The sequence below is a fragment of the Bifidobacterium eulemuris genome, from assembly GCF_014898155.1.
Lineage (GTDB): Bacteria > Actinomycetota > Actinomycetes > Actinomycetales > Bifidobacteriaceae > Bifidobacterium > Bifidobacterium eulemuris.
Genome location: NZ_CP062938.1, coordinates 1,080,113 through 1,106,471, shown reverse-complemented (window position 1 = coordinate 1,106,471; position 26,359 = coordinate 1,080,113). Strand labels below are relative to the sequence as shown.

Here is a 26,359-nt window from a genome sequence, read left to right as displayed (position 1 = left end):
GCTCATGCTTGATATTCAATTCATTCGCGAACACACCGACATCGTCAAGGAATCCCAGCGCAAGCGCGGGGAATCCGTGGAGCTGGTGGACGAGGTGCTTTCCTCCGACGAGACGCGCCGTGAATCCCTCAAGGAATTCGAGGCCGCCCGCGCCCAGCAGAAGGAGATCGGCAAGAAGGTCGCCGCCGCCCCCGCCGACGAGAAGGCCGCGCTGATCGCGCAGACCAAGGAGCTGTCCAACAAGGTGGCCGAGTTCAAGGCCGCCGCCGACGCCGCCTCCGAGGCGTACACCACCGCGATGTGGAAGCTGTCGAACATCGTCGAGGACGAGGCCCCCGCCGGTGGCGAGGACGATTACGTCGTCGTCAAGAAGGTCGGCCAGATCCGCGACTTCGCGGCCGAGGGTTTCGAACCGAAGGACCATATGACCCTGGGCACCGGCGTGGCCGGCATCGACACGCGCCGCGGCGCGAAGGTCGGCGGCTCCCGCTTCTACTTCTTGCGCGGCGCCGTGGCCCGCATGCAGATCGCGATGCTCACCATGGCCGTCGACCAGGCCGAGGCGAACGGCTTCACGCTCGCCATCACCCCCACGCTGGTGCGTCCCGAGGTCATGCGCGGCACCGGCTTCCTCAACTCCCACGCCGACGAGATCTACCGTCTGCGCGAACCCGACGACCAGTACCTCGTCGGCACCTCCGAAGTGGCGCTCGCCGGCATGCACGAGGACGAGATCCTCGACCTGTCGGGCGGTCCGCTGCGCTATTGCGGCTGGTCCTCCTGCTACCGCCGCGAGGCCGGCGCCGCCGGCAAGGACACCTCCGGCATCATCCGCGTGCACCAGTTCGACAAGGTGGAGATGTTCGTCTACGCCCAGCAGGAGAACGCCCGCGATGAGCACAAGCATCTGCTCGCCATGGAGGAGGAGATGCTCGGCAAGGTCGAACTGCCGTACCGTGTGATCGACACGGCCGCCGGCGATCTGGGATCCTCGGCCGCCCGCAAGTTCGACTGCGAGGCGTGGGTGCCGACCCAGGGCAAGTACCGCGAGCTGACCTCCACCTCGAACTGCACCGAATACCAGGCGCGCCGTCTGAACATCCGCGAACGCATGGAGGGCGGCGGCACCCGTCCGGTCTCCACGTTGAACGGTACGCTGGCCACCACCCGCTGGCTGGTCGCGATCCTCGAGAACCATCAGCAGGCCGACGGCTCCATCGTCATCCCCAAGGCCATGCGTCCGTATATGGGCGGCAAGGAAGTGATCGAGCCCACCGCGTGGGAGGCATGATCGGGTTGACGGTTACAACGCTTTAACCATAGGGGGTGCGCCACTTGGCCGGAATCGGCGCAATGGCGTCATCGCGATAATCGATGTGGTTAAAGCGTTGTGACGGCGCACGCTAATCGAGGGGTGCGATTAGCATGGTGACCCCGAGGACAGATGTCTGAGCGGTCTAAAGAGACGGTCTTGAAAACCGTTGAGGGGCAACCCTCCGCGAGTTCGAATCTCGCTCTGTCCGCAGGCCAGACCCGGCGGCCGTTGGAAATCCAGCGTCCGCCGGGTTTTTGTTTGCGTGCCCACGGACGTGTGCGTCGCATTCGCCATGCGCCATTGCGGATACGTGCGGTTGTCGGCCACCCGGCGATAGTCTTGGATGGTCTTGGGTAGGGTGGCGCTGTGCGTTCGGCGGTCGCGGAACGCGGCGCAGCGACGAAGGAGGGGATATGGGGCGATCCGCCATCACCGACGTGATATTCGATTTCGGCGGCGTGCTGGTCGATTTCCAGCCGAGGCTCGCGTTGGAGGGGCAGTATCCGCCCGGCGTGGTCGATATGTTCTTCGATCCGGCGGATCGTTTCGGCTATCACTACTACGAGCGGAAAGCCAACCTGGGGTGGAGCGAGAGCCAGGTGCTCGCCGATTATGAGACGCAGCACGGTCCCGCGGTCGCGTGGGTGTTCCGCGTGCTGCTCGAGCGGCAGAGGATGGCGCTCGCCGGCATGATGCCCGGCATGGGGGAGTTGTTGCGTGATCTGGACGCGGCGGGGATCCGCATGTGGGGGCTGACGAATTTCACGACCGACTATGTCGAGGCCGCCCGCGAGCGGTTCCCGGAGCTGCGGCTGCTCTCCGATGTGGTGGTGTCGTCCGAGGAAGGGATGATCAAGCCGGATCCGCGGATCTTCCGGCGCGCCATCGAGAGATTCGGCGTGGATCCCGCAGCCACGGCGTTCGTGGACGACAAGCGGCGCAACGCCGACGTGGCCGGGCTGGAGGGGCTGCTGGGCATCTGCTTCACCGATGCCGAACAGCTGCGGCAAGAGCTTGGTGACAAAGGGGTGTTAACAAAATAGAGAAATGGCGAAAATCCAAGAAAAACAAAGGGTTTTCAGGCTTTTTCTCTAAGAGACACGCTTTATTGTTAGCGAAGTTGACATTTATTCTCTGGCACCGTATATTGATACTCAGCTATCACAGAGGAGTGATGGTGAATATTCACAAGGAGTTAGAGATATGGTTTCGCACAACAAACGCTTCATAGCCGCTCTGGCCTCCGTCGCCGCGATGGGCATCGCCCTGTCCGGCTGCGGCAGCGCCGGTGGCGACACCGCCAGCGACGGCGGCTCGACCTCAGGCGAACCCGTTGAGATCACCTACATGCACCGTCTGCCTGATAGCGAGGGCATGACGCTGGTGAACGACATCGTCAAGAAGTGGAACGACGAGCATCCGGACATCCAGGTCACCGCCACCAAGTTCGACGGCGGCGCCTCCGACATGATCAAGAAGCTCGAAACCGACGTCAAGTCCGGCGAGGCGCCCGACCTGGCCCAGATCGGTTATTCGGAGCTGCCCGAGGTCTTCACCAAGGGCATGCTGGAGGACGTCACCGAAGAGGCCGCCAAGTATCAGGACCACTTCGCAGAGGGCCCCTTCAAGCTGATGCAGGTCGGCGGCAAGACCTACGGCCTGCCGCAGGACACCGGCCCGCTGGTCTACTACTACAACGCCACCGCCTTCGAGGAGCTGGGCCTGAGCGTGCCCACCACGCAGGATGAGCTCATCGAATCCGCCAAGAAGGCCGCTGAGCAGGGCAAGTACATCCTGTCCTACCAGGCCGATGAGGCCGGCAACATGTTCCCCGGTCTGGCCGGCGCCTCCGAGTCCTGGTACACCGTTGAGAACGACGCCTGGGTCGTCAACACCGAAACCGCCGGCTCCAGCGCCGTGGCCTCCGTGTTCCAGGAGCTGATCGACAGCAGCGCCGTGGCCACCAGCCCGCGCTGGGATCCCTCCTTCGACGCCTCCCTGCAGGACGGCTCCCTGATCGGCACCATCGGCGCCGGCTGGGAAGCCCCGCTGCTCATGGACTCCATCGGTGATGCCCAGAAGGGCCAGTGGCGCGTCGCCCAGCTCGGCGACTGGTTCGAGAACGGCGGCAAGTCCGGCCCCGACGGTGGCTCCGGCGTGGCCGTGATGAAGGGCTCCGAGCACCCGGCCGAGGCCATGGAGTTCCTCGACTGGTTCAACACCCAGGTCGCCGATCTGGTCTCCCAGGGCCTGGTCGTGGCCGCCAGCACCGAAGCCGCTGAGACCCCGGCCGATTGGTCCGAGTTCTACGGTGGCCAGGACGTGATGGCCGAGCTCGCCACCGCCAACGACAACATGGGCGAGTTCACCTACATGCCTGGCTACTCCGCGGTGGGCGCCGCGATGAAGGAAACCGCCGCCAAGGCGGTGGACGGTTCCGGTAAGGTCGCGGATGTCTTCTCCACGGCCCAGACCACCTCCATCGAGACCCTCAAGAACCTCGGCCTGTCCGTGGCCGAGTAGCGGATCGAACGGATCGCCAAGCCGCCGGGGCCTTTCCCGGTGACGTGATCCGTCCCACCCTCACAACCGAAAGGCCGGAGCTTCAAACCCTCCGGCCTTTTGTTGTCCAGGGCAATGATGTCCTCATTTTCCTTGAAAGACAAGGTAGTGCAATGACTGCAACCACACAATCCGCGAAGGCGGGCGGCGCGCGCCGCGCGGCCAAGCCGAAGCGGTCGAACGCCGCGAAGCGCGAGAACCGCACCGGCTGGGCGTTTATGGCGCCGTTCGGAATCCTGTTCGCCCTCGTGTTCATCCTGCCCATCATCTGGGCCGTCTATTCCAGCTTCTTCCGCCAGGTATCCGAAGGCGGCGGCGCGTACGGCGGCGGCGAACTCGTCAACCAGTTCGTCGGCTTCGAGAACTTCCAGTACGTGCTCACCTCATCCAACTTCTGGGGCGGCATCGGCCGCGTGCTTATCTACACCCTCATCCAGGTGCCCATCATGATCATCGCCGCCCTCGCGCTGGCCATGCTCATCGATTCCTTCGTCGTCAAGCACATCACCGGCTTCCGCCTGGGCTACTTCCTGCCCTACGCCATCCCCGGCGTGGTCGCCTCCATCATCTGGGTGTACCTCTACAACGGCCAGATCTCCCCGATCGTCAAAGGTCTGGCGGCCCTGGGCATCAACGTCGACTTCTTCGCCGACAACATCGTGCTCGCCTCGATGGCCAACATCACCACTTGGACCTTCACCGGCTACAACATGCTGATCTTCCTGGCCGCGTTGCAGGCCATTCCGCACGAGCTGTACGAGGCCGCGCGCATCGACGGCGCGAACGGCTTCCAGATCGCGATGAAGATCAAGCTGCCGAACGTGCGCTCCGCCGCCCTGCTCGCCATGCTGCTGTCCATCGTCGGCACCATCCAGCTGTTCAACGAGCCGCAGATCATGCAAACCGCCGACCCCGGCATCTCCAAATCGTATACGCCGATGATGATGGCCATGAACACCTCGCAAGGCACCCTCACCCCCGGCGGTGACGGCCCGGCCTCGGCCATCGCCATCGTGATGGCGCTGATCGCGGGCGTGCTCGCCATGGCCTACGCCCTCGTCGAAAGGAAGGTGAACGCGGAATGATCGCCATGTCCTCACAGGCGCGCGCCCGCAGAAAAGCCGAGAAGCTCCAGGCGAAGGCGGCCAACGACCTGCCCCGCTCGATGCGCCCGTCCCCGGTCGTCAAGGTCATCACCATCGTGGTGCTGGTCGCGGCCCTGATCTACTTCCTCTTCCCGATCTACTGGGCGATCGTCGCCTCGACGAAGAACCCCTCGCAGATGACCGGCAGCAACGGACTGTGGTTCGCCGTCGGCATCGACCAACTGCCCGACGCCATCGCCACCAACTACTCCAAGCTGCTGGGATGGACCCGCGGCCAGTTCTGGCGCTGGGTGCTCAACTCGCTGATCTACTCGGGCGTCTCCGCCGCCGTCGGCACCATCGTGGCCGTGATGGCCGGCTACGCCACCGCGAAGTTCAACTTCCGCGGCAAGAACGCCGCCATCGGCGTCATCATGGGCTGCATGCTCATGCCCGCCGCCCTGCTGACCATCCCGCAGTACTCGATCTTCCACGCGGTGCACCTGACCAACACCATGCTCGCCGTGATCATCCCCTGCTCGGTCTCGCCCTTCGGATTCTTCCTGGGCCGCGTGTACGCGCAGAGCTCCGTGCCGAACGAACTGCTCGAGGCCGCCCGCATCGACGGCGCCGGCGAAGCCCGCATCTTCTTCACGATCGTGCTGAGGATCCTCGCCCCCGCCATGGTGACGATCTTCCTCTTCCTGTTCGTGGCCACCTGGAACAACTTCCTGCTGCCGTTGATGATGCTCTCGTCCGATTCGCTCAAGCCGGTCACGCTCGGCCTGTACGGCATGGTCTCGCTGGCCACGTTCAACGATCGAGGAGCGTTGATGATGGGCGCGCTGCTCGGCGTGCTTCCGGTGATCGTGCTCTTCCTCGGCCTGCAGCGCTACTGGCAGGCCGGCCTCGCCGCCGGCGCGGTCAAGGGCTGATCCTTCCAAATCCCACCACAACTTGTCGTGCCGGGCGCCGCATCGGTGTCTTGTGCAGTCAGGGAGGCCGACGCGCCGCCCGGCATGGCATCGCATTTCCCTCCCACATCCCAAGGAGACACAACCATGACCACTACTGGTCGTTTCACCCTTCCCAGCGAAGAGAACTTCGCCGAGAAAACCAAGGAACTCGCCGAACTGTGGGGCGCCGACGCCATCCGCAACTCCGACGGCACCCATCTGGACGAGGCCGTGCTCGCCCTCGGCAAGAAGGTGTACAGCGCCTACTTCCCGACCCGCGCGCACAACGAGTGGATCACCCTGCATATGGACGAGACCCCGCAGGTCTTCCTGCTCACCGGCCGCGTGCTGGCCCAGGACTCCACGGTGGACGTGCCGCTGATGGACAGCTTCTACGAGGAGCAGCTCCAGCCGAACCGCGACGCCGACCCGCACAAGTACTGGGAGGTCATCGACCGCACCACCGGCCAGGTCGTGGACGCCTCCGATTGGACGCTCGACGCCGAGACGGACACGGTGCATATCGCGAACGCGACGCCGATGCACGAGTACACGGTCACCTTCCTCGCCTACATCATCTGGGACCCGGTCGAGATGTACAACCATCTGACCAACGACTGGGGCGACAAGGAACACGAGATCCCCTTCGACATCTACCATGACGCCACCCGCGGCTTCGTGCTCGACACCTTCCGCGACTGGCTCAAAGACAACCCGCAGGTCGACGTGGTGCGCTTCACCACCTTCTTCTACCAGTTCACGCTGCTCTTCGACGAGAAGCACCGCGAGAAGATCGTCGACTGGTTCGGCTGCTCCTGCACCGTGAGCCCCAAGGCCCTCGACGACTTCGAGGCCGAATACGGCTACCGCCAGCGCCCCGAGGACTTCGTGGACGGCGGCGCCTACAATTCCGCCTGGCGCGTGCCCCGCAAGGCCCAGCGCGATTGGATCGACTTCCTCTCCGGCTTCGTGCGCCGCAACGTCAAGGAACTCGTCGACATGACCCACGCCGCCGGCAAAGAGGCCATGATGTTCCTCGGCGACCAGTGGATCGGCACCGAGCCCTACAAGGAGGGCTTCGAGGAGCTCGGCCTCGACGCGGTGGTCGGCTCCATCGGCGACGGCACCACCACCCGCATGATCGCGGACATCCCTGGCGTCAAGTACACCGAGGGCCGCTTCCTGCCGTACTTCTTCCCCGACACCTTCTACGAGGGCAACGATCCGAGCGTCGAAGGCCTCGACAACTGGCGCAAGGCCCGCCGCGCCATCATGCGCAGCCCCATCTCGCGCATGGGCTACGGCGGCTACCTGAGCCTGGCGGCCAAATTCCCCAAGTTCGTCGACACCGTGACCCACATCGCCGACGAATTCCGCGATCTGCACGAGCGCACCGGGGGAGTCGCCGCCGAAGGCGAGCTCAACGTGGCGATCCTCAACAGCTGGGGCAAGATGCGCTCCTGGATGGCCTACACCGTGGCGCACGCGCTGCCCAACAAGCAGACCTACTCCTATTACGGCATCCTCGAAGCCCTCTCCGGCATGCGCGTCAACGTGCGCTTCATCAGCTTCGACGACGTGGTCTCGGGCGGTGTGGACGACGACATCGACGTGATCATCACCGGCGGCCCGGTCGACACCGCCTATTCCGGCGGCGACGCGTGGACCGATCCGAAGCTGGTCGAAACCCTGCGCGCCTGGGTGCGCGGCGGCGGCGCGTTGGTGGGCGTGGGCGAGCCGAGCTCGCTGGCCCGTTTCCAGGCCGGACGCTTCTTCCAGCTGGCCGACGTGTTCGGCGTGGACGAGGAGCGCTACCAGACGCTGTCCGTCGACAAGTACTTCCCGCCGGTCGTCGAGCGCCACTTCATCACCGAGGATGTGGCGCTGGCCGACGGCGTGATCGAGGCGGCCAACGCGGCCCGCGCGATCCCGCTGTCCGGCTGCGGCGGCGGTCAGGGCGGCGTCGTGGGCGGCATCGACTTCGGCGAGCCCATCCCCAACACCTATCCCATCAACGAGGACGTGACGCTGATCCGCGCCGACAACGGCCAGGTCCAGCTCGCGGTCAACGAATACGGCGAGGGACGCGGCGTCTACCTGTCCGGCCTGCCGTACTCCGCGGCCAACGCCCGACTGCTGGAACGCATCCTCTTCTACGCCAGCCGCAACGAGGACAAGTACGACGCGTGGAGCTCGACCAACCCCGAGTGCGAGGTCGCGTACTTCCCCCAGTCGCATGTCTACTGCGTGATCAACAACACCGACCAGCCGCAGACCACCGAGGTCCGTCTCGGCGACGGCACGTCGGAACGCTTCGAACTCGCCTCCAGCGCCATCGCCTGGCGCGAGGTGTGACACACGGGACCAGGGCTGCGTCTTTCCTCCTCCGGACGCAGCCCGCTCGGTCCATTGCCAACAACGCCACCGGAGGAGCAATCCATATCGCTTCGACGGCGGACGGCCAGCCTTCCGCCCGCCCGAGGGGCCCGAAGAAAGAAGAGTCCCATGGCTCAGCATGACGCCCACCTCGACGCGGTCGTCGAGAACTTCCCCCTCGAGGGAACCGTCGAAAGCATCGCTCCCTACGGCGACGGCCACATCAACACCACCTACCTGGTCACAACCGGCACCCGCCGGTACATCCTGCAGAGGATGAACACCGACATCTTCCCCGACACGGCGAATCTGATGCGCAACATCGAGCTCGTCACCGACTTCCTGCGCTCGCAGGGCCAGGAGACGCTGGATATCATCCGCACCAACGACGGCGCCTCCTACTATGAGGCCTCCGACGGCCCGTACCGCGTGTTCGTGTTCATCGAGAACACCATCTCGTACAACCTCGTGCCCGACGCGGACGTGTTCCGCGACGCCGGCGCGGCGTTCGGCCAGTTCCAGAACCAGCTGGCGCGCTTCGACGCCTCGCAGCTGACCGAAACCATCGCCAACTTCCACAACACCCCGAGCCGTTTCCGCGACTTCCAGGCCGCGGTGGAGGCGGACGCGATGGGACGTGCCGCAGGCTGCCGCGACGAGATCGACTTCTTCATGAACCACGCCGACGAATACTCGGTGATCATGGACGGTCTGGCGGACGGCTCGATCCCGCTGCGTGTGACGCATAACGACACCAAGCTCAACAACATCCTGATGGACGCGGACACGCACAAGGCGCGCGCCATCATCGACCTCGACACCGTGATGCCGGGCTCCATGCTGTTCGACTTCGGCGACTCCATCCGCTTCGGCGCCTCCACGGCGCTTGAGGACGAGAAGGACCTCGACAAGGTGCATTTCAGCACCGAGCTGTTCCGCGCGTACGCGCAGGGATTCGTGGGCGAGCTGCGCGACAGCATCACCGCGCGCGAGGCCGAGCTGCTGCCGATGGGCGGCAAGATGATGACCATGGAATGCGGCATGCGCTTCCTGGCCGACTATCTCGTGGGCGACACCTATTTCGCCACCAAGTATCCCGAGCACAATCTGGTCCGCGCCCGCACGCAGATCAAACTCGTGCAGGAGATGGAGCAGAAGGTCGGCGAAACCGACGCCATCGTCGACGAGATCATGAACGAGGCGCGCTGACATGGCCGAACAGGACAAGCTGGAACCGGTGTACGCCGGCGTCGACGCGCTGGTGGACTACGCCTGCGACCGCCTCGCGTTGGACCGGCGCGATGCCGACTGGACGCGCAACCGCATTTTCGAGCTCTTCGACCTCAGCTCGTACGCGCCGACCGGCGCCGTGGCCGACGGTCGATCCGCGGACGAGCTGCTGGGCGAATTCCGCGCGGCCGCGGTCGAAGCCGGCCTGTTCGAGGCCGAGGAGGGGCCCGTCTGGGCCGATATCGTGATGGGCATCCTCTCCGCGAATCCCTCCGCGCTGCAGGACCGGTTCCTCGAAGTGGAACGCGACTGGGGCGGCATGGCAGCCATGCGCTGGCTGTACGACTACTGCGTGGCCAACACCTACGTCAAGCGCGCGCAGCTCGACGCCAATCCGCGCTTCGACTCGCACGGTCTGGTCGTGACCATCAACCTCGCCAAACCCGAATTCAAGGATATGAAGAAGGCGGCGGCCGGCAACGCCGTGGCCGGAGGATATCCGCAATGCACCATCTGCCATGAGAACGAGGGCTTCGCCGGACGCAACAAGCGCACGCTGCGGACCCTGCCGGTCGAACTCGGCGACGAGTCGTGGTTCTGGCAGTTCTCTCCCTACGGCTACTTCGACCAGCACGGCATCTGCGTGAACACCACGCACACGCCGATGCACGTCGACCGCGACACCTTCGGCATGCTACTCGACTTCGTGGACCGCTTCCCCGGATACTTCCTCGGATGCAACGCCGCCCTGCCCCGCATCGGCGGATCCGTGCTCGCCCACGATCACTTCCAGGGCGGCGGCGAACTGCTGCCGATGCACACCGCTCCCGTGCTGCGCGAACTGCGCTTGGACGCGTTCCCCGACGTGGCCGTGGAGATGCTCGACTGGCCCGGCAGCGCCGTGCGCGTCGTCTCCAAATCGCGCCAAAGCCTGATCGACGTATGCGATCTGATCCGCGAAGGCTGGGTGACCTATTCGAATCCCGAGCTCGACATCGTGTGCGAGGGCGAGGACGGCAGGCGTTCGGCCCTCTCGCCCAGCGCGATCGTCACCGAACGCGGCTACGAGATGAGCCTGATCTTCCGCAACAACGGCGTCAGCGAGGAATATCCGGACGGCATCTTCCACGCGCATCCGGAGTTCTACCCGGTCAAGCAGGAGCCGATCGGTCTGATCGAGGCGCAGGGTCTGTTCATCCTGCCCGGCCGTCTGGTCGAGCAGCTGGGGCATATCGAGGACGCGCTGGCGGCGGGCGAGGGCCTGCCCGAAGCGGAACGCGAGTTCACCCTGGAATGGGACGAACTGACGAAACAGCTCGACGGCTCGCGCGACCGCGACGATATCCGGGCCGCCATCCAGGACGAGCTCGGCAGCGTCTGCTACCGCATCCTGCGCAATACGGCCGTGTTCAAAACCCCCGAACTCATGTTCGGCTTCCTCGCTTCGCTCGGACTGCACGCCGCATAACGGGCGCCCCGCGCGTCGTGGCGTACGGGCCCGACGCGCGGAGCTCCGACCACACAGATACGTACCCCGTGCGAAACCAAGCGGACCGTGGCGGTGGAGGGCGATCGTCGCTGATCGTTCACTCCACCGTTACGGTTCGCGCTTCCCTTCCGCGATGAGGAAGAGGATAATACAGACTGGAAAAGGAGAATATCATGACCACAATTTTGGTGACCGGCGGCGCCGGCTACATCGCCACCCATACCGACATCGAACTGCTCAACAAGGGCTATGACGTGGTGTCGGTCGACAACTACGGCAATTCCTCGCCCGAGGCGCTGCGCCGCGTCGAGGAGATCACCGGCAAAACGGTGAAGCGCTACGACGGCGACGTGCGCGACGAGGCGCTGATGAACCGCATCTTCGACGAGAACCCGATCGATTGGGTGATCCACTTCGCAGGCCTTAAGGCCGTGGGCGAATCCGTGGCCAAGCCGATCGAATACTACGACAACAACCTCTATTCGACGCTGGTGCTGCTCAAGGTGATGCGCGCCCACAACGTGAAGAAGCTCATCTTCTCGTCCTCCGCCACCGTGTACGGCGATCCGGCGGAGCTGCCGATTCTGGAGACCACCCCCACCGGCGGCACCACGAACCCCTACGGTACCTCCAAGCTCTTCCAGGAGCAGATTCTGCGCGACGTGGTCGTCTCCGACCCGGAATGGACCATGGTGCTGCTGCGCTACTTCAACCCGGTGGGCGCGCACGAGTCCGGCCTGCTGGGCGAGGACCCCAAGGGCATCCCCGCGAATCTCACGCCGTATGTGGCCAAGGTTGCGGTCGGCGAGCTCGCCGCCGTGCAGGTGTACGGCACCGACTACAACACTCCGGACGGCACCGGCGTGCGCGACTACATCCACGTGGTCGATCTGGCCAAGGGCCATGTGGCCGTCGTGGACCACATCGACGAGCCGGGCGTGCACGTGTACAATCTCGGCACCGGCCACGGCTACTCCGTGCTGGAGGTCATCAAGGCCTACGAGCAGGCCGCCGGCCACCCGATTCCCTACGAGCTCAAGGACCGCCGCCCCGGCGACATCGACGCCTGCTACGCCGACGCCTCCAAGGCCGCCAAGGAGCTGGAGTGGAAGGCCGAGCTGACCATGGAGGATATGGCCTCCTCGTCGCTCAACTGGCAGACCAAGAACCCCAACGGATTCCGCACCGCCTGATCGCGGCTGGCCGCGCCCAACTCAACCATCGTCCTAGGACGGGAAGGCCATCTTTTCGCCGTCATCCTGAGCGGAAGGTCCCATCCTCTCCACGTCATCCTGAGCGGAGGCCGTAAGGCCGGAGTCGAAGGATCTCCTGACCATAACGGTCCTGAGATCCTTCGACTCCGCACTTCGTGCTCCGCTCAGGATGACGTAGCGGTTATACGATGCGGCGGTCGGCGGCCCATCGGGTCAGTTCGGTGCGGTTCGACAGCTGGAGCTTGCGCAGCACCGAACTGACGTGCGTCTCCACGGTTTTGATGGAGATGAACAGTTCGGCCGCCACCTCCTTATAGGTGTATCCGCGGGCGATCAGCCGCATCACCTCCTGTTCGCGCGCCGAGAGCCGATCCAATTCCTCGTCTCGCGCGGGCGCTCCCGTATCCTCGGCCAACGGCGCACCCTGGAAGGCGGAGAGCACGAATCCCGCCAGTTTGGGCGAGAACACCGCATAGCCCTCGTTGACCTGTTTGATCGAGGAGATCAGATCCTCTCCGGTGATCGTTTTGGTCACATAGCCCCGCGCGCCGGCGCGGATCACCGAACCCACATCCTGCGGGGAGTCGGAGACGGAGAGCGCGAGGAACACCGACGCGGGGGCCAGAGCGCGCGACCTCATCAGAATCTCCGCGCCGCCGCCTCCCTCGCCGCCGGGCACATGCACGTCAAGCAGCACCACATCGGGTTGGGTGTCGGCGATCATCGCCACCGAGCCCTCCACATCGGCCGCCTGGCCGACGATACGGAAATGCGGCTGCAGGGTGGCGATCACTCCCGCGCGGAACATCTCGTGGTCGTCGACGACCGCCACGCGGATCGGCATGCCCGCATGTCCAGGCGAGGGTTGCGGAACGGCGTCGGTGTGCGGTTCAGGCTTCGTCGTGGTCATAATGCGTTCCTTCTCATCTTAAAAGCGGCGGCGGGCCGCTGTTCGTCTTCTGCGTTCCTCTTCATGTCAAGCGGCGGCGGGATCGCTTTGCCGCTGGCCGGCGTTCGGGTTCGAGGCGGCTGTGGTGTGCGGCGTATCGCCGGTGATCGGAATGCGCATACGGACTTCGGTGCCCCAGTCGGGCCTCGACACCACCTCCACTGTACCGCCGCGGCGGCGGACGCGGCCGATGATCGACTCGCGGATACCCAATCGGTCCGCGGGCACCGCGTCCATATCGAATCCGTCGCCGTGGTCGCGCACGAACACCTCCACCTGGGTCTCGCCCGCCTCGCAGTAGACGGAGACGGGCTCGCCGCCGTGCGTGACCGCGTTCACCAACGCCTGGCGCGTCGCGTCGAGCAACGCGTCCGTCTGCGCGCTGGGCCGCGCGTCACCCACGGTGACCACGTCGATCGGCTTGCCATGCTCGTCTTCGATGGCGGCGGCGATCTGCTTCAATCCGGCGTTCACCGAACGGTCCGAGGTGGAACGCGTCTGATACAGCCATTCGCGCAGCTCGCGCTCCTGCCCGCGGGCCAGGGTGAACACCGTATCCGGCTCCTTGGCGTGCAGCTGGATCAGTGCGAGCGTCTGCAGCACGCCGTCGTGCAGATGCGCGGTCATATCGGCGCGCTCCTCCTCACGCTCCTTCATCGCGCGTTCGGCGGCGAGCGAGCGGATCATCGCATTGGCCCACGGCACGATCGCCAATCCCACGCCGATGAGCATCGCCAATCCGGCGGCGATCAGGCTCAACGGGTCGGAACCCCAATCGGAATACATGACGTTGATCACATAGGCCGCATAGGCGAGGAAGATCAGCGCGATGCCGCCGACCATCGTCGGCATCTGCCCCTCCCTGGCGTCGTAGCGCGCCCACGCCACCAGCAATCCGGATATGCCGAACAGCAGCGGCAGAATCAACTCCTCGTGATGCGCGTACGACATCACCACCGCCAACATCAGCAGAACCATGCCAGCCGAGGCCACCAGAGCGGGCTTGGGGGCGCGGCGCAACGCGTCGACCACGGTCTCCTGCGCGCCGGCGTCGGGGGAGCGGGCGTTATCCTCGTCTGCGGTATCGGCGTCGTCTGGCGCATGCGCGGGGCCGGTGGGGAACGCCGCATTGCCGCGCGAAAGCGGCGCTTCCGCCGTCGCGTCATGCGCTTGGCGGCGCGCGGCCTCGACCGGATCGCCCACCGGAGTGAAAATCCATAAAAACAGATAGGCGACCACGCCGGTGCCCCACAGGCAGGCGGCCACAAGGAACGCCAGACGCACCCAGACGACCGAAACGCCCAGATGCAGACTGACGCCTTTGCAGACACCGGTCAGCCAGCGTCCCTGCTTGGGGCGCATCAGCGGCAGTTTGGCCGGCGCCATCGCAGTGGGAGCGTATGGGGCGTGATACTGCCGGCCATCAGCGGTGGCGGCGGTGGAGGCGGCATACGGAGGCGTACCAAGCGATGCCGTCCCAGGCACCGTCGCTTCGGGTGCCGCATACGACTGGCCGGCGTATCGGGGCGCATGGTCTGTGCGGTTGGTGCGCGCGCCGAATCGTCGCATGGGGTTCGCAGGTCGAGTCATGGTTCCATTGTGCCGCCTTGCGGGGATGGAATCGGGGCTTTTCCCCAAGGTTCAGGGAACAATCAGGGTGTTCCCCGACGCTTTTTCGCACGCCGGCTTGGTGTAATGGAAGCATGAACGATATGTATGGCGGCCCGCAGCCCGGGCCTTATCACTCTTCCGAAACGAACGGCCAAGGCGGGAGTCCCAGCCAATCCCAATACGCGCAAGGCGGCCAGACCGGCCAATCCAACCACGCCGGACAGGCTGGCTACACCGGCCAATACGCCCAGTACGGCCCGAACCAGTCGGGCCAACACCGACCGCGCGTGGACGAACGCTTCTTCGTATGGGTGCGTTCCAGCGCCATCACGCGCGGCGACGACCGCTGGATCGGCGGCGTGTGCAGCGGACTGGCCCGACGCCTGGGCTGGAGCCCGACCCTCGTGCGCGCCCTGGTACTCGCCTCCGTGCTGCTCTTCGGCTTCGGCGCGGCGCTGTACGCCATTGGCTGGATGCTGATGCCCGACGATCGCGACGGACGCATCCTGGCTGAGGAACTCATCGCCGGACGTTGGGATTGGAGCTGCGCTGGCGCGTTCGCCTGCCTGGCGCTCGCGATCTGCATTCCTGGCGCGGGATGGCTGGCCATCGCTCTGGCAGTGCTGGCCTTGTGGATCCTCGCCCAAGGCGGCATCCGCCAGCAGGAGGGATACGGCTTCGCCCACCACGGTCCCGCACCGCAGACGGGCGCTCCCGGTACCTCCGCGCCATCAGCGGCGGCCGCTTCCGGTATGGGCGCTCCATCTGGCGCAGCCGGAACCGCATCGCAATTCACGCCTCCCGCTGCCCAAGGGACCGCCTATGCCGCTTCCGGCAGTCCTTCGACGATGGGCTATGGTCCCGCCGAGCCTGCGACGCGACCTATGCCGGCGCAATCGAATCACTATGAGCCGCCGGTTCAATCCGACTCACCGGCGCAGCCGCAGGGCGGGGCTGCGTACCGGAACCAACCGCAGACGGCTCCACGCCCCGCGGCCGCGGCCTATGCGCCGGCTCAGGCGACTTATGCCGTGCCGCTCTCTGTCTCGCCACGTCCGGTCAAACCGCGCGTCGCCCGCCGCAAGCCGGCCGGACCCATTGTGGTGCTGGCCTCGCTCGGATTGATCCTCATCTCCGCAGCCCTGCTGGTGGGAGGATTCCTCGGACCCGTCGGAGTCGACGGTCTGGAACAGCTGGTCCGCTATGGCACCATCTGGAGCGGCGCGGTGTGCGCGCTGCTGGGCGTGGTGATCGTCGCGCTCGGCCTGATCGGACGGCGCACCGGAGGCCTGCACCCATTCGTGTGGATCGCCGCGTTCCTCGCCTTCTGCATGGTGTGCCTCTCCGCCGCCTACTCGTACGTCTACGACGACCTGCGCCTGTTGTGGGCGAGGGACGGCTATGAGGTCGTGAACCTCGGCGACGACGTCTACGGCTTCGACTCCAGCGAACGGCAGATGCAAACGCTTAACGACGGCGTGGTGTTCCGCGGCATGGACTATGACCGCAGCATCGCGAACATCGACCTGACCGACTGGGAGGAGCGCTACGGCACGCATGATCTGACGACGCAGCGGTTGGACGGCGAAAGCCAAACCGTGGAGTCGGGATGTCCGGCGGGACAGCTGAACATCAGCGCCACCAAGGCGCAGGTGCAGGTGACGATCCCCGACGGATGCACCTGGGCCTGGGGGGAGAGCGGCGATAGCTTCATCCACGGCTTCTCGGCGCTCGGCGGCAAATACGCCGCCATGACCGACAGCGGCATGGGCGCGTCCATCGGATTCTCCTCCGGCGGATACTGGGTCGACAGCTATGGCTCCGAGTACCAGTGGCTGAGAGACGACGATGAAATCGTGAACGGGGTCGATTTGTACATCAATGTGGAGAACGTGACCGAAGCGCAGGTGCGCGTCGTCTACGAATCCGACAGCACGCTGGCCAGCGCCGCGTCGACGTCGGCCCTTACGAAGGAGAACTGATTATGAGCGACGAAACCGAAACCACAGTCATGCCGACGCCTGCGGATGACGAGCGTACGCAAACCATCGACGCCGTGCCCGCCGATATGGTTGACGAATCTCAGACGGTCGAGGAATCTGCTGAGGTGGACGATCTTGATATGACGAAGCCGCTTGACGAGTTGGTTCAGGAGCGGGCCGAACAGGATGCTCAGAACACCCAGACGGTTCCGCAGGTGCCGTTGTACGCCACCCAGCCGCCGTCCGGCGGTTCGGCGGCGCGCGGCGGATCCGTGCCGCAGGGCGGTAATCCATGGGCACAACCCGGCCCTCAGCCCTTCGTGCAGGTGCCGCCGCAGCCGGTGACGGAACGTCCGGTGATCCATAAAACCGGGCCGAGCGTCGCTACCATCGTGTTGGGCGTGTTGCTCGCGATAATGGGCGTGATCGCCATCGTATTCGGTATGGAGACGCCGATTCTGAGTCTGGATTTCGTCGCCGATTCACGCATGATGGTCGGTGCCATATTCGGCGTCGTCGGCGGCGGATTGGTGCTGGTCGCCATCATTTGGGGATTGGTGGGGCTGGTCCGATCCAAGCGTCAGAGCGCAGAAGACGGCGAAGACTCCGACAGTCCGGCGACGGGCGAGTAGCCGCTACTGAGCCGCTTCGGCCTCGTCGAGGCCGGCGAAACCGCCGAGCCGCACGGTATTGAGGATGGTCTCCTCGGTCAGGTTGCGGCCGGCGGTTTTGTATTCATTGACCATCCGTTCGTAGAGTTCCAACGTGCGTTCGGAATACGTGCCGAGTTCGCCGCGCAGATACGTTTCGAACGACGTGATCTCAGGTGTGTCCTCGGCGGTGGTGAGTACGCGCATGGCCTGTCCCAGTTTGGGGTAGCGTTCGCGGAAATCGGCCGCCCACGCCACCTGCGTGGCGATGATCCTCTCCTGTGTGGCCACGCGGGCTTCAGACAGGCGCGGAATATACGGTTCGATGCGTTCCCGGTATTCCGCGGGCACGGTCGAGGCCATCATGCGGCCGTATTTCTCGGTGATGAGATTGCGTCCCGTGCGGTCGGCCTCCAACAGGTCGTCGCGGTAGCTTTCCAGCAACGGCGGTTCCCACGTGAGGAACTGGCTGGCGCGCATCTGGCGGAACGTCGGCCAGTTGCCTTGGCAGGCGGCGCGTCCGCCCTCGTTGTTGGTGCGTTGGAACTGCTCCCACTCCAGCCGGATAATGGTGTTGATAATTTCCTTCAACCTTCCTCCTTGGCCGTCGATTATCGATTTGCTGAGTATTCGCCGAAGCGAGGGCGATTCACGTTTTATGTTGGACCTTTCCTTCGGCTGATCCTGTCGTCCGGGAACTGGCCGGACGACATTGGCAAGCCGGCACGGGCTGCGGTCCGTTTATAAGCTATGCAGACAAGGATTTGAATCGGCGATATGCTCCTCGACGTAGGGGCGTTGCCATTCCAGAAAGGTCTCATCGCTGTTGGTGAGTCCTTCGCGACGCAGTTGCGTGACGATCTGCCCGCAGATGTGTTCGACAGTGGCGTTGGCGGTCTCGACGGCCGGAGTCGCGCCTTTGCCTCCTTCGCCGAATCCCGCGCCGCCGAAACAGGCGGCGGAGGAAAGCCGCAGCAGCGATTCCAACTGTTCGCACACATCAGACAATCGTGTCGCCATACGGGAGGAAAGCCGCCGCAATGCGGCGAACCGCCATTTGTAATACGGCATATAGCCCGCCGAAACCGGCTCATTAATCAGAAACACCAGCGATCCTGCGGCTGTGACGAACTCCTGGATCGACAGCCATGCCGCCGCGCCATCGCCACGTTTGAGGCTGCGAGGCAGATTGTATTGCCCCGCCTGCGCGATCATGCCAAGCCGTTTGGAGATCAACGCCAGCCGCACGTCCTCGGGCATGAGCTTGAACCCCTGACGGGTTTTTGAGAATTCGCCCAGCGGGTCCGCGAACACCTGTCCGTTGGTGGCCGCGGCCAGCGTCGCCTCGTCCAACATCAGCCATTCATGTGGGGCGTTGGCGGGCGGCGCCTGACGGTATCCGGTGATCGACTCGAAGAAATCGCCGATACGGAACACGCCGTCACGGCGGCCCGCTCCTTGCGCGCGAGACGTGGATTCGCGCGGGCCATAGCCCAAGACCTCCTGTGGAAGCGCGTCGTAATCGGCCTGCAGGCGCTCGCCGATGGCGGCGTAATCCTCGTCGGTGAGCCATAGGCAGAAGCGTGGCCCGAAATCATGGTCTTGGGAGAGCTCGTCGTCGAAGCCGTAACATTCCGAACCGTGGCCCACAAGTCCTGCGGCGATGCGACCTTGGTATTCGGGGTAGCGTTCGGCGATCAACGGCTTGCCGTAGGCCAGCCAGTATCGACGGGCGAGCTCGAGGCCGCGGATGTGTGTTCCGCCGCCATCGTGGTTGCGTGTTTCTCCTTCGCCGTGGCTGCGTCTCCCCTCGTCACCGTGGATGTGTGTTCCGCCGTCATCGTGGTTGCGTCTCCCCTCGTCATCCCGAGCGAAGTCGAGGGATCTCTGAGATGCTTCGACTCCGCTCAGCATGACGGAGGAGGAGTCACTTGGAACGGCGGAGGCGGCCTCGGCACGTTCGCGGGCCAGATTCTCGGTGTGGCGCAGGTTGGATTCGGTGATGCGGTAGTAGTCGGTGTCTGTGCCGTAGCATTCCTCGATCACCGCCAACGCCTTGCGGTAGTGGTCCGCCGCGTCGCCATAGCGTTCGCGCGCGCAGGCGACCTGCGCGTATCCGGCCAACGCCGAAGCGTAATGCGCGGAATGTTCCAGATGCCCGTCGCGGTAGATGCGCAATGCCGTTGCGGCATGATCCTCCGCTTCGTCCAATGCCTCGCCGGCTTGCGGCATGGCGAGCAGTGCGAGTGCGAGGTTCGTGTGGGTGGAGGCCACGTCGATATCCTCGTTTGGGTTCACGCTGGAGGATTCGAGGATATGCAGCGCCGTTTCCAATTCGCGTCGCGCTTCGGGCGCGCGCCCGGTTTCGCTATACAGCATCGACAGATTGTTATGCAGGGCGGCGAGCCGGCGGTCGGTGGGAGAGAACGCGGTTTCGGCTGATTGCAGCGCCATTCGATAGAGTTCCTCGGACTGGAGGTATTCTCCGGCGGCGCGCATCGTCGTGGCGCAGTTGATCAGCGTGGTGGACCAGGCCTCGGGATTGTCGGCCGGCAGTCCCATGCGCGCGGCGAGCTCCATCGTGCGCTGCACGATCCATTGGTTCTCCCGATGCCTGCCTTGCGAGCGGTAGAATCCCATCGTCTCGTTGAGCACGGTGAATAGTCCGGCCTCGTCGCCCGCGTTCTCCGCATCGATCATCGCCTGTTCCAAGTATGGACCGGCCTTGGTGGAGGCCTCATGCGCGTCGAAAATCGCATCCAACCCGTTCAGGAAGACTTGGGTGCCTTGCCATGCGGTGTTCGCGGCGGCGGCGAGGGGATCGGTGTCGTCCGCGTCATCCGGACCGTGCGCGAAACTCGCGGCGAACCGGGCCAGCAGCGTCTCCTCATCAGCCATAACACAACCTCCTCGTCGAACTTCCACCAGTCTATTGGTTTCGTTCGGCGAGGAGGCGACGATACTCTGTGAGCTTGCTCTCAGTGTGGAGCGGATCAGACGTGGATCTCACGCATGCGGTGGATGGCGTCGGTATCCGTCTCGCAACGCAGCGAGTAGAAGGCGAGCAACGCCACGGCCGCGGCGGCGAACGGCATGCCGGCCAGGCCCGTGGAGTGGTAGTCCATGGCGGACATGGTCAGCGCCATGCCGCCGACGGCCGAACCGACCGCGTTGCCCGCGTTGAACGCCACCTGCACGGCCGCGCCGGCGATCAGCTCGCCGCCGCCCTGGCCGGCCTCCACCATAAGCAACTGCTGCGGGGAGGAGATGAAGAACAGTCCGAACGCGATCCAGAACGTCAGAATAAATGTGGAGACATGGTTGCCGGGCAGCAGGAACACCAGCAGCAGGCCGATGCAGGAGAAGAACTGTCCAAGGGCGGCGGTGCCGGCGGAACGCCAACGGTCGCAGATGCGGCCGCCGATCAGTCCACCCAACACCATGCCGAATCCGGCGAGCATCATCAGCGCGGGCACCAGATCGGAACCCCATCCGCCGGTCTGCTGCAGCCAGGGGGCGACATAGCTCCACCAGCAGAACACGCCGGTGTTGCCCACGAACACGGCAGCGAGGATCACCCACGGACCACGGCGTTTCAGGAAGCGGAACTGACCGGCCAGACCGACGTCCTTCACCGGCGGCACATTCGGCACCCACGCCAGCACGAGACCGATGGTCATCGCGGCCCATGCGGCGAGCACGCCGAACGCCAGACGCCAGCTGAGATGCTCGGCCATCAGCGTGCCCGCGGGAACGCCGAGCATATTCGCCACGGTCTGTCCGGTCACCATCAACGAGACTGCCTGCGCCTCCTTGCCCTTGTCGGCGACCGTTTTGGCGATCAGCGTGGCAGTGCCGAAGAACGCGCCATGCGGCAGGCCCGAGATCAGACGGGCGGCCAGCAGCATCGGCGAATTCACCGCCACGGTGCTCAGCAGATTGCCGGTGAGCGCCAGCAGCATGAACAGGATCACCAGACGCTTCGGCGGCACCTTGCGGCCGAACACGAGCATCAGCGTGCCGATGCACACGCCGATCGCGTACGCGGAGATGTAGTTGCCGGCGGTGGGGATGTCGACGTTCATCGTGGCGGCCGTCTGGGGCAGGATGCCCATCATCACGAATTCGGCGGCACCGAGGATGAACGCGCCGGAAGCGAGCGCGAGCAGGCTTTTCTTCATGGCTTTTCCTATATGGGTGGGATTGTGGATATGCGGCGAAGCGGGATAAGAAAAGGGCCAGACCTTTGCTAGGCAAGGATCTGACCCAGTTGTCGGGCTGGCGGGATTTGAACCCGCGGCCTCTTCGTCCCGAACGAAGCGCGCTACCAAGCTGCGCTACAGCCCGTTAGACAACGTCGTAGATAATACAACGAACCCGAAGACAAACACAAATCGGCGCGCCGCGCCGCCGTGGTCCGTCGTCGGGCGGCTTCGGTCACCCTGAAGCCGTACACTGTCGTTCTATGTCTGAACTTGTCGAAAACACTGAAAACACCGAAAACACAGAAGGCGTCGAGGGGCTGGAGAGCGTCGAGAACGAATCCGCCGCGCCCCGGATGACCACCGTCGAACGCGCCGAAATGCTGCTGGCGCAGGATGCCGCCATTCGCGCGCGCATCGACGACGGTGCCACCTTGGATGAGGCCATCGATCCGGGCAATAAGGAATTCGGCCCGCTGGCGCATCCCGAGCAGGTGCAGATGCGCGTGGCCAAGCGCGCCCTCATGATGAAGGAAGGCCTCAACCCCTATCCGGTGGAGCTGGACGTCACCACCACCATCGAGGATCTGCGCGCCCAATACGACGGCACGTTGGAAGCCGGCGCCGAAACCGAGGATGTGGTGGGCGTCGCCGGCCGCGTGCTTTTCATCCGCAACGCGGGCGGCCTGAACTTCGTGCAGCTCGCCGCCGGCGACGGCACCACGATCCAGGGCATGATCTCCAAGAAGGAGGTCGGCGCCGACTCGCTCAAGCGGTTCAAGCAGCTCGTCGACCTTGGCGACCATCTGTATCTCAAGGGGCGCGTCATCGCCTCCAAGACGGGCGAGCTGAGCGTGTTCGCCACCGAGTGGGCCATCGCCGCCAAGGCGCTGCAGCCGCTGCCCGCCCTGCATAAGGAGCTGAACGAGGACACCCGCACGCGCAAGCCGTACATCGGCATGATCGCGGACAGCAACATCCGTAACATGGTGCGCAACCGTTCCAAGGCCGTGGCTTCGCTGCGCCGCACCTTCGACGACCACGACTTCATCGAGGTGGAGACCCCGATGCTGCAGACCGTGCACGGCGGTGCCGCGGCACGTCCGTTCACCACGCATATGAACGCCTTCGACCTGGACCTGTATCTGCGCATCGCGCCGGAACTGTTTTTGAAGCGCTGCCTGGTCGGCGGCATCGACCGCGTGTTCGAAATCAACCGCGACTTCCGTAACGAGGGCGTCGACGCCACGCACGCCCCCGAATTCACCATGGTCGAGGCCTATCAGGCGTACGGCAACTACAACACCATCGGCGCGCTCGTCAAGGAGCTCGTGCAGAAGACGGCCATGGACGTGTTCGGCTCGTATACGGTGACCCTGCTCGACGGCACCGAATACGACTTCGGCGGCGAATGGAAGTCCATGAGCATGTACGATTCGCTGTCCGAAGCGCTGGGCGAGGAGATCATCCCCAACGGCGGACCCGACGCGCCCGGCACCTCGGTGGAGCGTCTGGGCCAGATCGCCGACAAGCTCGGCGTGGAGCGCGACGACGTGGAGAACCATGGCAAGCTCGTCGAGCATCTGTGGGAGCACTTCTACGAGGACAAGCTCTATGAGCCGACCTTCGTGCGCGACTTCCCCGTGGAGACCTCGCCGCTGGTCAAGGGCCACCGCTCCAAGCCCGGCGTGGTGGAGAAGTGGGATCTCTACGTGCGCGGCTTCGAACTGGCCACCGGCTACTCCGAGCTCAACGACCCGATCGTGCAGCGCGAACGTTTCGTGGATCAAGCCAAGGCCGCGCTCGCCGGCGACGAAGAGGCCTGCGATATCGACGAGGACTTCCTGGAGGCGCTCGGCGTGGGCATGCCTCCGGCCGGCGGCACCGGCATGGGCATCGACCGTCTGCTCATCGCGCTCACCGGCGCGACGATCCGCGAAACGATCACATTCCCATTGGTGAAGCCGCTGAACTAGCGCTGTCAGCTTTCTGTGACCTTTCTGGGAAAGCCCGGTTCCGCCGGGCTTTCGTCGTAGGATGGGGGCAGCGAACGAATACCCCGATCCAGGAGCGTCACGACATGAATCCCAACCAGACTCCGAACCCGAACGTCAATCCCGCACCCAATCCATTCTCACCGACCGGTCCGAACCAGACCGGTCCGAACGCCGCCGGAGCGTCCAAAACAACCGCAGCCGACTTCATGCGCAAGGTGGAGGCCTCCGAGGTGACCATCGCCGGCCGTTCGTATGGCGTCTCGGCCATCGTCGCGTTCGTCGGATGCGTGCTGACGATTCTCGCCTGCTTCTTCCCGGCCGCGTCCCTGCGAATGAACGGCCTCTCCGCCAGCCTCACCCTCACCGACAATGGCGATGGCTGGGTGCTTATCGTGCTTGCGTTACTGGTGGCCGTGCTGGTGGTGTTCAAGAAGTATCTGGCCGCGATGCTGTTCGGCGTCGTCGTATTCGTGGCCAGTGTCTATGCGGCCGCTGTGGTGACGGAATGGGTTTCCGAACTTGGAATCGGTCATGTCGGCGGTGGCATCTACCTGCTGGTGATCGGCGCGATCGCTGTGTTTGCCGGCACTGTGGTGGCCTTTGTCATCGATTATCGGCGTAAGAAGAAGGCCCAGCCCCAGCCTATGCCCATGGCGTCCATGCCGTACGGCCAGCCGATGCCCGGACAGGCGTACGCTCCGCAGCAGGGCCAGCCCTATGCGCAGCCGCAATACGGACAGCCGCAGTACAACCAGCCGTATGGTCAGCAGTATCCCGCTCAGCCGATGGGCGTCCAGCAGCCGTATGCTCAGCCGATGACCGGACAGCAGGCATACCTCGCGCAGTCGTATGGTCAGCCGGTGCCCGCGCAGCCGCAATATGCCCAGTCCGATCAGCCATTCACCCAGACTATGCCCGCGCAGCCTCAGCCCGCCCAGCCGGCGGACGCCCAGCCTGCGCCCGAATCGGCTCAGCAGACCGAGCAGTCTGAATCCGTGAGTGCCCAGCAGGGCGAACTGGTGGATGCCCAATCCGCGCCCGAGTCGGTTCAACAGCCCCAGCCGGTGAGCGCTCAGTCTGCGGATGACCAACCTGAGGACGTTCAGACCGCGGATGATCGGCCTGCAGACGATCAGCCCGCGGCGGAGCCGACGAATGACCGGCCCGAATCCGATCAACCCTCCGACGAACGCCCCACTGCCTAGACGGCTCAATAGGCAGCACTCAAGAGTTTGGTGTGTCGGGTCTGACGGCATTGCTCACATATAACGATTGATTCGCGAGTTTGGTGTGAGGAATTAGCCTTGTCAGGCAAATCCGACACACCAAACTCTTTTCATATTCCAACGGAACGCGTTTATGCGGGTGATTGGACGCGAACGCGGTCACGGCGTACTGCCAACCATCATGACAGACGCGGATGCGGGCGCGGATGGAATTCAATCCCCCCCCCCCCCCCCCTAAGTACACTGGGAATAGGCTGGATGCGTCAATGAAGTCGGCTTCCGACCTGTGGTGAAGTATATGATGGCTTCGATGCAACAAGGGGAAGAAGAGATGGCCGTTTCGATATGGATTCGCGGCATGCGGCCGCGCACGTTGCCGGCGTCGATCGCGCCGGTGCTGGTGGGCGCGGCGGCGGCTTGGTCGGGCTCGGTGGAACAGCGGTGGTATTGCGATGTGGTGGGGCTGTCCGCCGTCGAGGTCGCCGGTGGTTGCGATACGGCCGCAGTGACCGACGGTGCTCCTTCGGCATGGTTTTGGATAGCCTTCGCCGCATGTCTGATTGTGGCTTTGGCGTTGCAGATCGCGGTGAATTTCGCGAACGACTATTCCGACGGCATCCGCGGCACGGATGCGGGGCGCGGCGGAATCGATGGGAATGGTCGAAACGGCGGCAAAGGTGTCAATAACGAGAGCTCCCGGAACGACGCGAACGGTCGTGGCGACGCCACCAATCGCAACGGCGGGAACGCCTCGGCTGTCGGTCCCGCCCGTCTTGTGGCGTCGGGTGTGAATCCCAAACATGTGTTGGCGGCCGCCGGCATCGCCGCCGCCGTGGCCTGCGTGGCCGGGCTGGCGGTCATCATCGCGGGCCAACGCTGGTGGCTGCTGGCGGTGGGCGTCGCCGCCTTGGCCGCCGGCTGGTTCTACACCGGCGGCAAACACCCCTACGGATATGCCGGATGGGGAGAGGCTTTCGTGTTCGTGTTCTTCGGCTTGGTCGCCACGGTGGGCACCTGCTACGCCATTACGGGCTCGATCGTCGCCGACCATCTCTGGACCGGTGCCATCGTCGCGGGACTGAACGCGGTGGCGCTGCTGATGATCAATAATATCCGCGACATCCCCACCGACCGTGCCGCCGGCAAACGTACCTACGCCGCGCGAGTCGGCTTGGGCAAGGCGACGACGTCGTTGTATATGGTGCTGGCGCTGTCCGTTCTGCTCAGTCTGCTGGCGTTCAACTCGATGCGGATGCGGTGGGGTGACGTGACGATGTCCGGTGTGTGGCTGACGGTGCCGCTGGCGTATGCCGTGTATGTCGGCATGTGCGTGCGCAGGTCCGACTATCGCAGGGCATTGGGCGCGGCCGGGATGTACGCGCTGCTGTCCTCCTTGTGCTGGGTGGTGGTGTTCATCGGATACGCGCAATTCCTTGCGTCGTGGTGAGCCCAGAGGATGCGTTGCGCCACAGGGCGGAATTCTGTTGCGTTTCGTCTCCGAGGTCGCCTAGACTA

At 64.5% G+C, this 26,359-nt stretch carries 19 protein-coding genes and 2 tRNA genes; 15 read left to right on the top strand and 6 right to left on the bottom strand.

All coding sequences use genetic code 11. From position 1 onward, the window contains the following. Nucleotides 1–4 precede the first annotated feature (4 nt). From serS to galE, 10 genes are all read left to right on the top strand, one after another. Complete coding sequence (gene serS, locus BE0216_RS05005; protein ID WP_094636660.1) at nt 5–1,291, top strand: serine--tRNA ligase; 1,287 nt, start codon at nt 5–7, stop codon at nt 1,289–1,291. Nucleotides 1,292–1,438: 147 nt separating this feature from the next. Then, a tRNA-Ser gene (locus BE0216_RS05000) sits at nt 1,439–1,523 on the top strand. Nucleotides 1,524–1,728: 205 nt separating this feature from the next. Continuing rightward, nucleotides 1,729–2,358, top strand: a complete 630-nt coding sequence (locus BE0216_RS04995) for an HAD family hydrolase (RefSeq protein WP_094636661.1) — start codon at nt 1,729–1,731, stop codon at nt 2,356–2,358. A 160-nt stretch (nt 2,359–2,518) separates the two neighbouring features. Continuing rightward, nucleotides 2,519–3,838 (top strand): ABC transporter substrate-binding protein, encoded by a 1,320-nt coding sequence (locus tag BE0216_RS04990; RefSeq protein ID WP_094636662.1) that lies wholly within the window; start codon nt 2,519–2,521, stop codon nt 3,836–3,838. 152 nt (nt 3,839–3,990) lie between these two features. After that, nucleotides 3,991–4,962: a carbohydrate ABC transporter permease gene (locus tag BE0216_RS04985; RefSeq protein WP_094636663.1), complete on the top strand. Its 972-nt coding sequence runs from the start codon at nt 3,991–3,993 to the stop codon at nt 4,960–4,962. Further along, entirely contained in the window at nt 4,959–5,897 is a 939-nt protein-coding gene (locus tag BE0216_RS04980; RefSeq protein ID WP_094636664.1) for a carbohydrate ABC transporter permease, read from the top strand. Before BE0216_RS04985 ends, BE0216_RS04980 begins: the two co-directional genes overlap by 4 nt. Before the next feature lie 126 nt (nt 5,898–6,023). Then, the gene (gnpA, locus tag BE0216_RS04975) at nt 6,024–8,273 is read left to right on the top strand and encodes a 1,3-beta-galactosyl-N-acetylhexosamine phosphorylase (RefSeq protein ID WP_094636665.1); all 2,250 of its coding nucleotides are present in this window, start codon (nt 6,024–6,026) and stop codon (nt 8,271–8,273) included. Nucleotides 8,274–8,423: 150 nt separating this feature from the next. Then, the gene (locus BE0216_RS04970) at nt 8,424–9,503 is read left to right on the top strand and encodes a phosphotransferase enzyme family protein (RefSeq protein ID WP_094636666.1); all 1,080 of its coding nucleotides are present in this window, start codon (nt 8,424–8,426) and stop codon (nt 9,501–9,503) included. A gap of 1 nt (nt 9,504) precedes the next feature. Next, a complete protein-coding gene (locus BE0216_RS04965; protein WP_094636667.1) occupies nt 9,505–10,992 on the top strand; it encodes a UDP-glucose--hexose-1-phosphate uridylyltransferase in 1,488 nt (495 codons plus the stop codon). 194 nt (nt 10,993–11,186) lie between these two features. Further along, a complete protein-coding gene (gene galE / locus BE0216_RS04960; RefSeq protein ID WP_072724968.1) occupies nt 11,187–12,206 on the top strand; it encodes a UDP-glucose 4-epimerase GalE in 1,020 nt (339 codons plus the stop codon). Between the two features lie 202 nt (nt 12,207–12,408). Here galE and BE0216_RS04955 read toward each other — a convergent pair whose 3' ends face one another. Both BE0216_RS04955 and BE0216_RS04950 read right to left on the bottom strand, forming a co-directional pair. After that, nucleotides 12,409–13,071 (bottom strand): LuxR C-terminal-related transcriptional regulator, encoded by a 663-nt coding sequence (locus tag BE0216_RS04955; protein ID WP_094636923.1) that lies wholly within the window; start codon nt 13,069–13,071, stop codon nt 12,409–12,411. Nucleotides 13,072–13,203: 132 nt separating this feature from the next. Beyond that, complete coding sequence (locus BE0216_RS04950) at nt 13,204–14,562, bottom strand: ATP-binding protein (RefSeq protein WP_226805815.1); 1,359 nt, start codon at nt 14,560–14,562, stop codon at nt 13,204–13,206. A 317-nt stretch (nt 14,563–14,879) separates the two neighbouring features. Here BE0216_RS04950 and BE0216_RS04945 point away from each other — a divergent pair, with 317 nt between their 5' ends. Further along, on the top strand, nt 14,880–16,769 hold the full coding sequence (locus BE0216_RS04945; RefSeq protein ID WP_094636669.1) for a PspC domain-containing protein: 1,890 nt from the start codon (nt 14,880–14,882) through the stop codon (nt 16,767–16,769). Nucleotides 16,770–16,771: 2 nt separating this feature from the next. Beyond that, a complete protein-coding gene (locus tag BE0216_RS04940) occupies nt 16,772–17,401 on the top strand; it encodes a DUF308 domain-containing protein (RefSeq protein WP_094636670.1) in 630 nt (209 codons plus the stop codon). Between the two features lie 3 nt (nt 17,402–17,404). Here the strand turns inward: BE0216_RS04940 and BE0216_RS04935 are convergent, their stop codons facing one another. From BE0216_RS04935 to BE0216_RS04920, 4 genes are all read right to left on the bottom strand, one after another. Beyond that, nucleotides 17,405–18,010 carry a DUF4125 family protein gene (locus BE0216_RS04935; RefSeq protein WP_094636671.1) on the bottom strand — a complete coding sequence of 202 codons (606 nt, stop codon included), beginning with the start codon at nt 18,008–18,010 and terminating at the stop codon, nt 17,405–17,407. A gap of 150 nt (nt 18,011–18,160) precedes the next feature. Beyond that, nucleotides 18,161–20,317, bottom strand: a complete 2,157-nt coding sequence (locus tag BE0216_RS04930) for a DUF4037 domain-containing protein (protein ID WP_094636672.1) — start codon at nt 20,315–20,317, stop codon at nt 18,161–18,163. Nucleotides 20,318–20,412: 95 nt separating this feature from the next. Further along, entirely contained in the window at nt 20,413–21,600 is a 1,188-nt protein-coding gene (locus BE0216_RS04925; protein ID WP_094636673.1) for an MFS transporter, read from the bottom strand. A 92-nt stretch (nt 21,601–21,692) separates the two neighbouring features. Next, nucleotides 21,693–21,766: transfer RNA gene (locus BE0216_RS04920), tRNA-Pro, on the bottom strand. 118 nt (nt 21,767–21,884) lie between these two features. Here BE0216_RS04920 and lysS point away from each other — a divergent pair. The 3 genes from lysS to menA all read left to right on the top strand — a co-directional run bounded on the left by lysS (nt 21,885) and on the right by menA (nt 26,291). After that, nucleotides 21,885–23,597, top strand: coding sequence for a lysine--tRNA ligase (gene lysS, locus BE0216_RS04915; protein WP_094636674.1), 1,713 nt, complete (start codon nt 21,885–21,887; stop codon nt 23,595–23,597). Between the two features lie 104 nt (nt 23,598–23,701). Then, nucleotides 23,702–24,823, top strand: a complete 1,122-nt coding sequence (locus BE0216_RS04910; protein ID WP_094636675.1) for a hypothetical protein — start codon at nt 23,702–23,704, stop codon at nt 24,821–24,823. Nucleotides 24,824–25,175: 352 nt separating this feature from the next. Then, entirely contained in the window at nt 25,176–26,291 is a 1,116-nt protein-coding gene (gene menA / locus BE0216_RS04905; protein WP_094636676.1) for a 1,4-dihydroxy-2-naphthoate octaprenyltransferase, read from the top strand. Nucleotides 26,292–26,359: the final 68 nt, after the last annotated feature.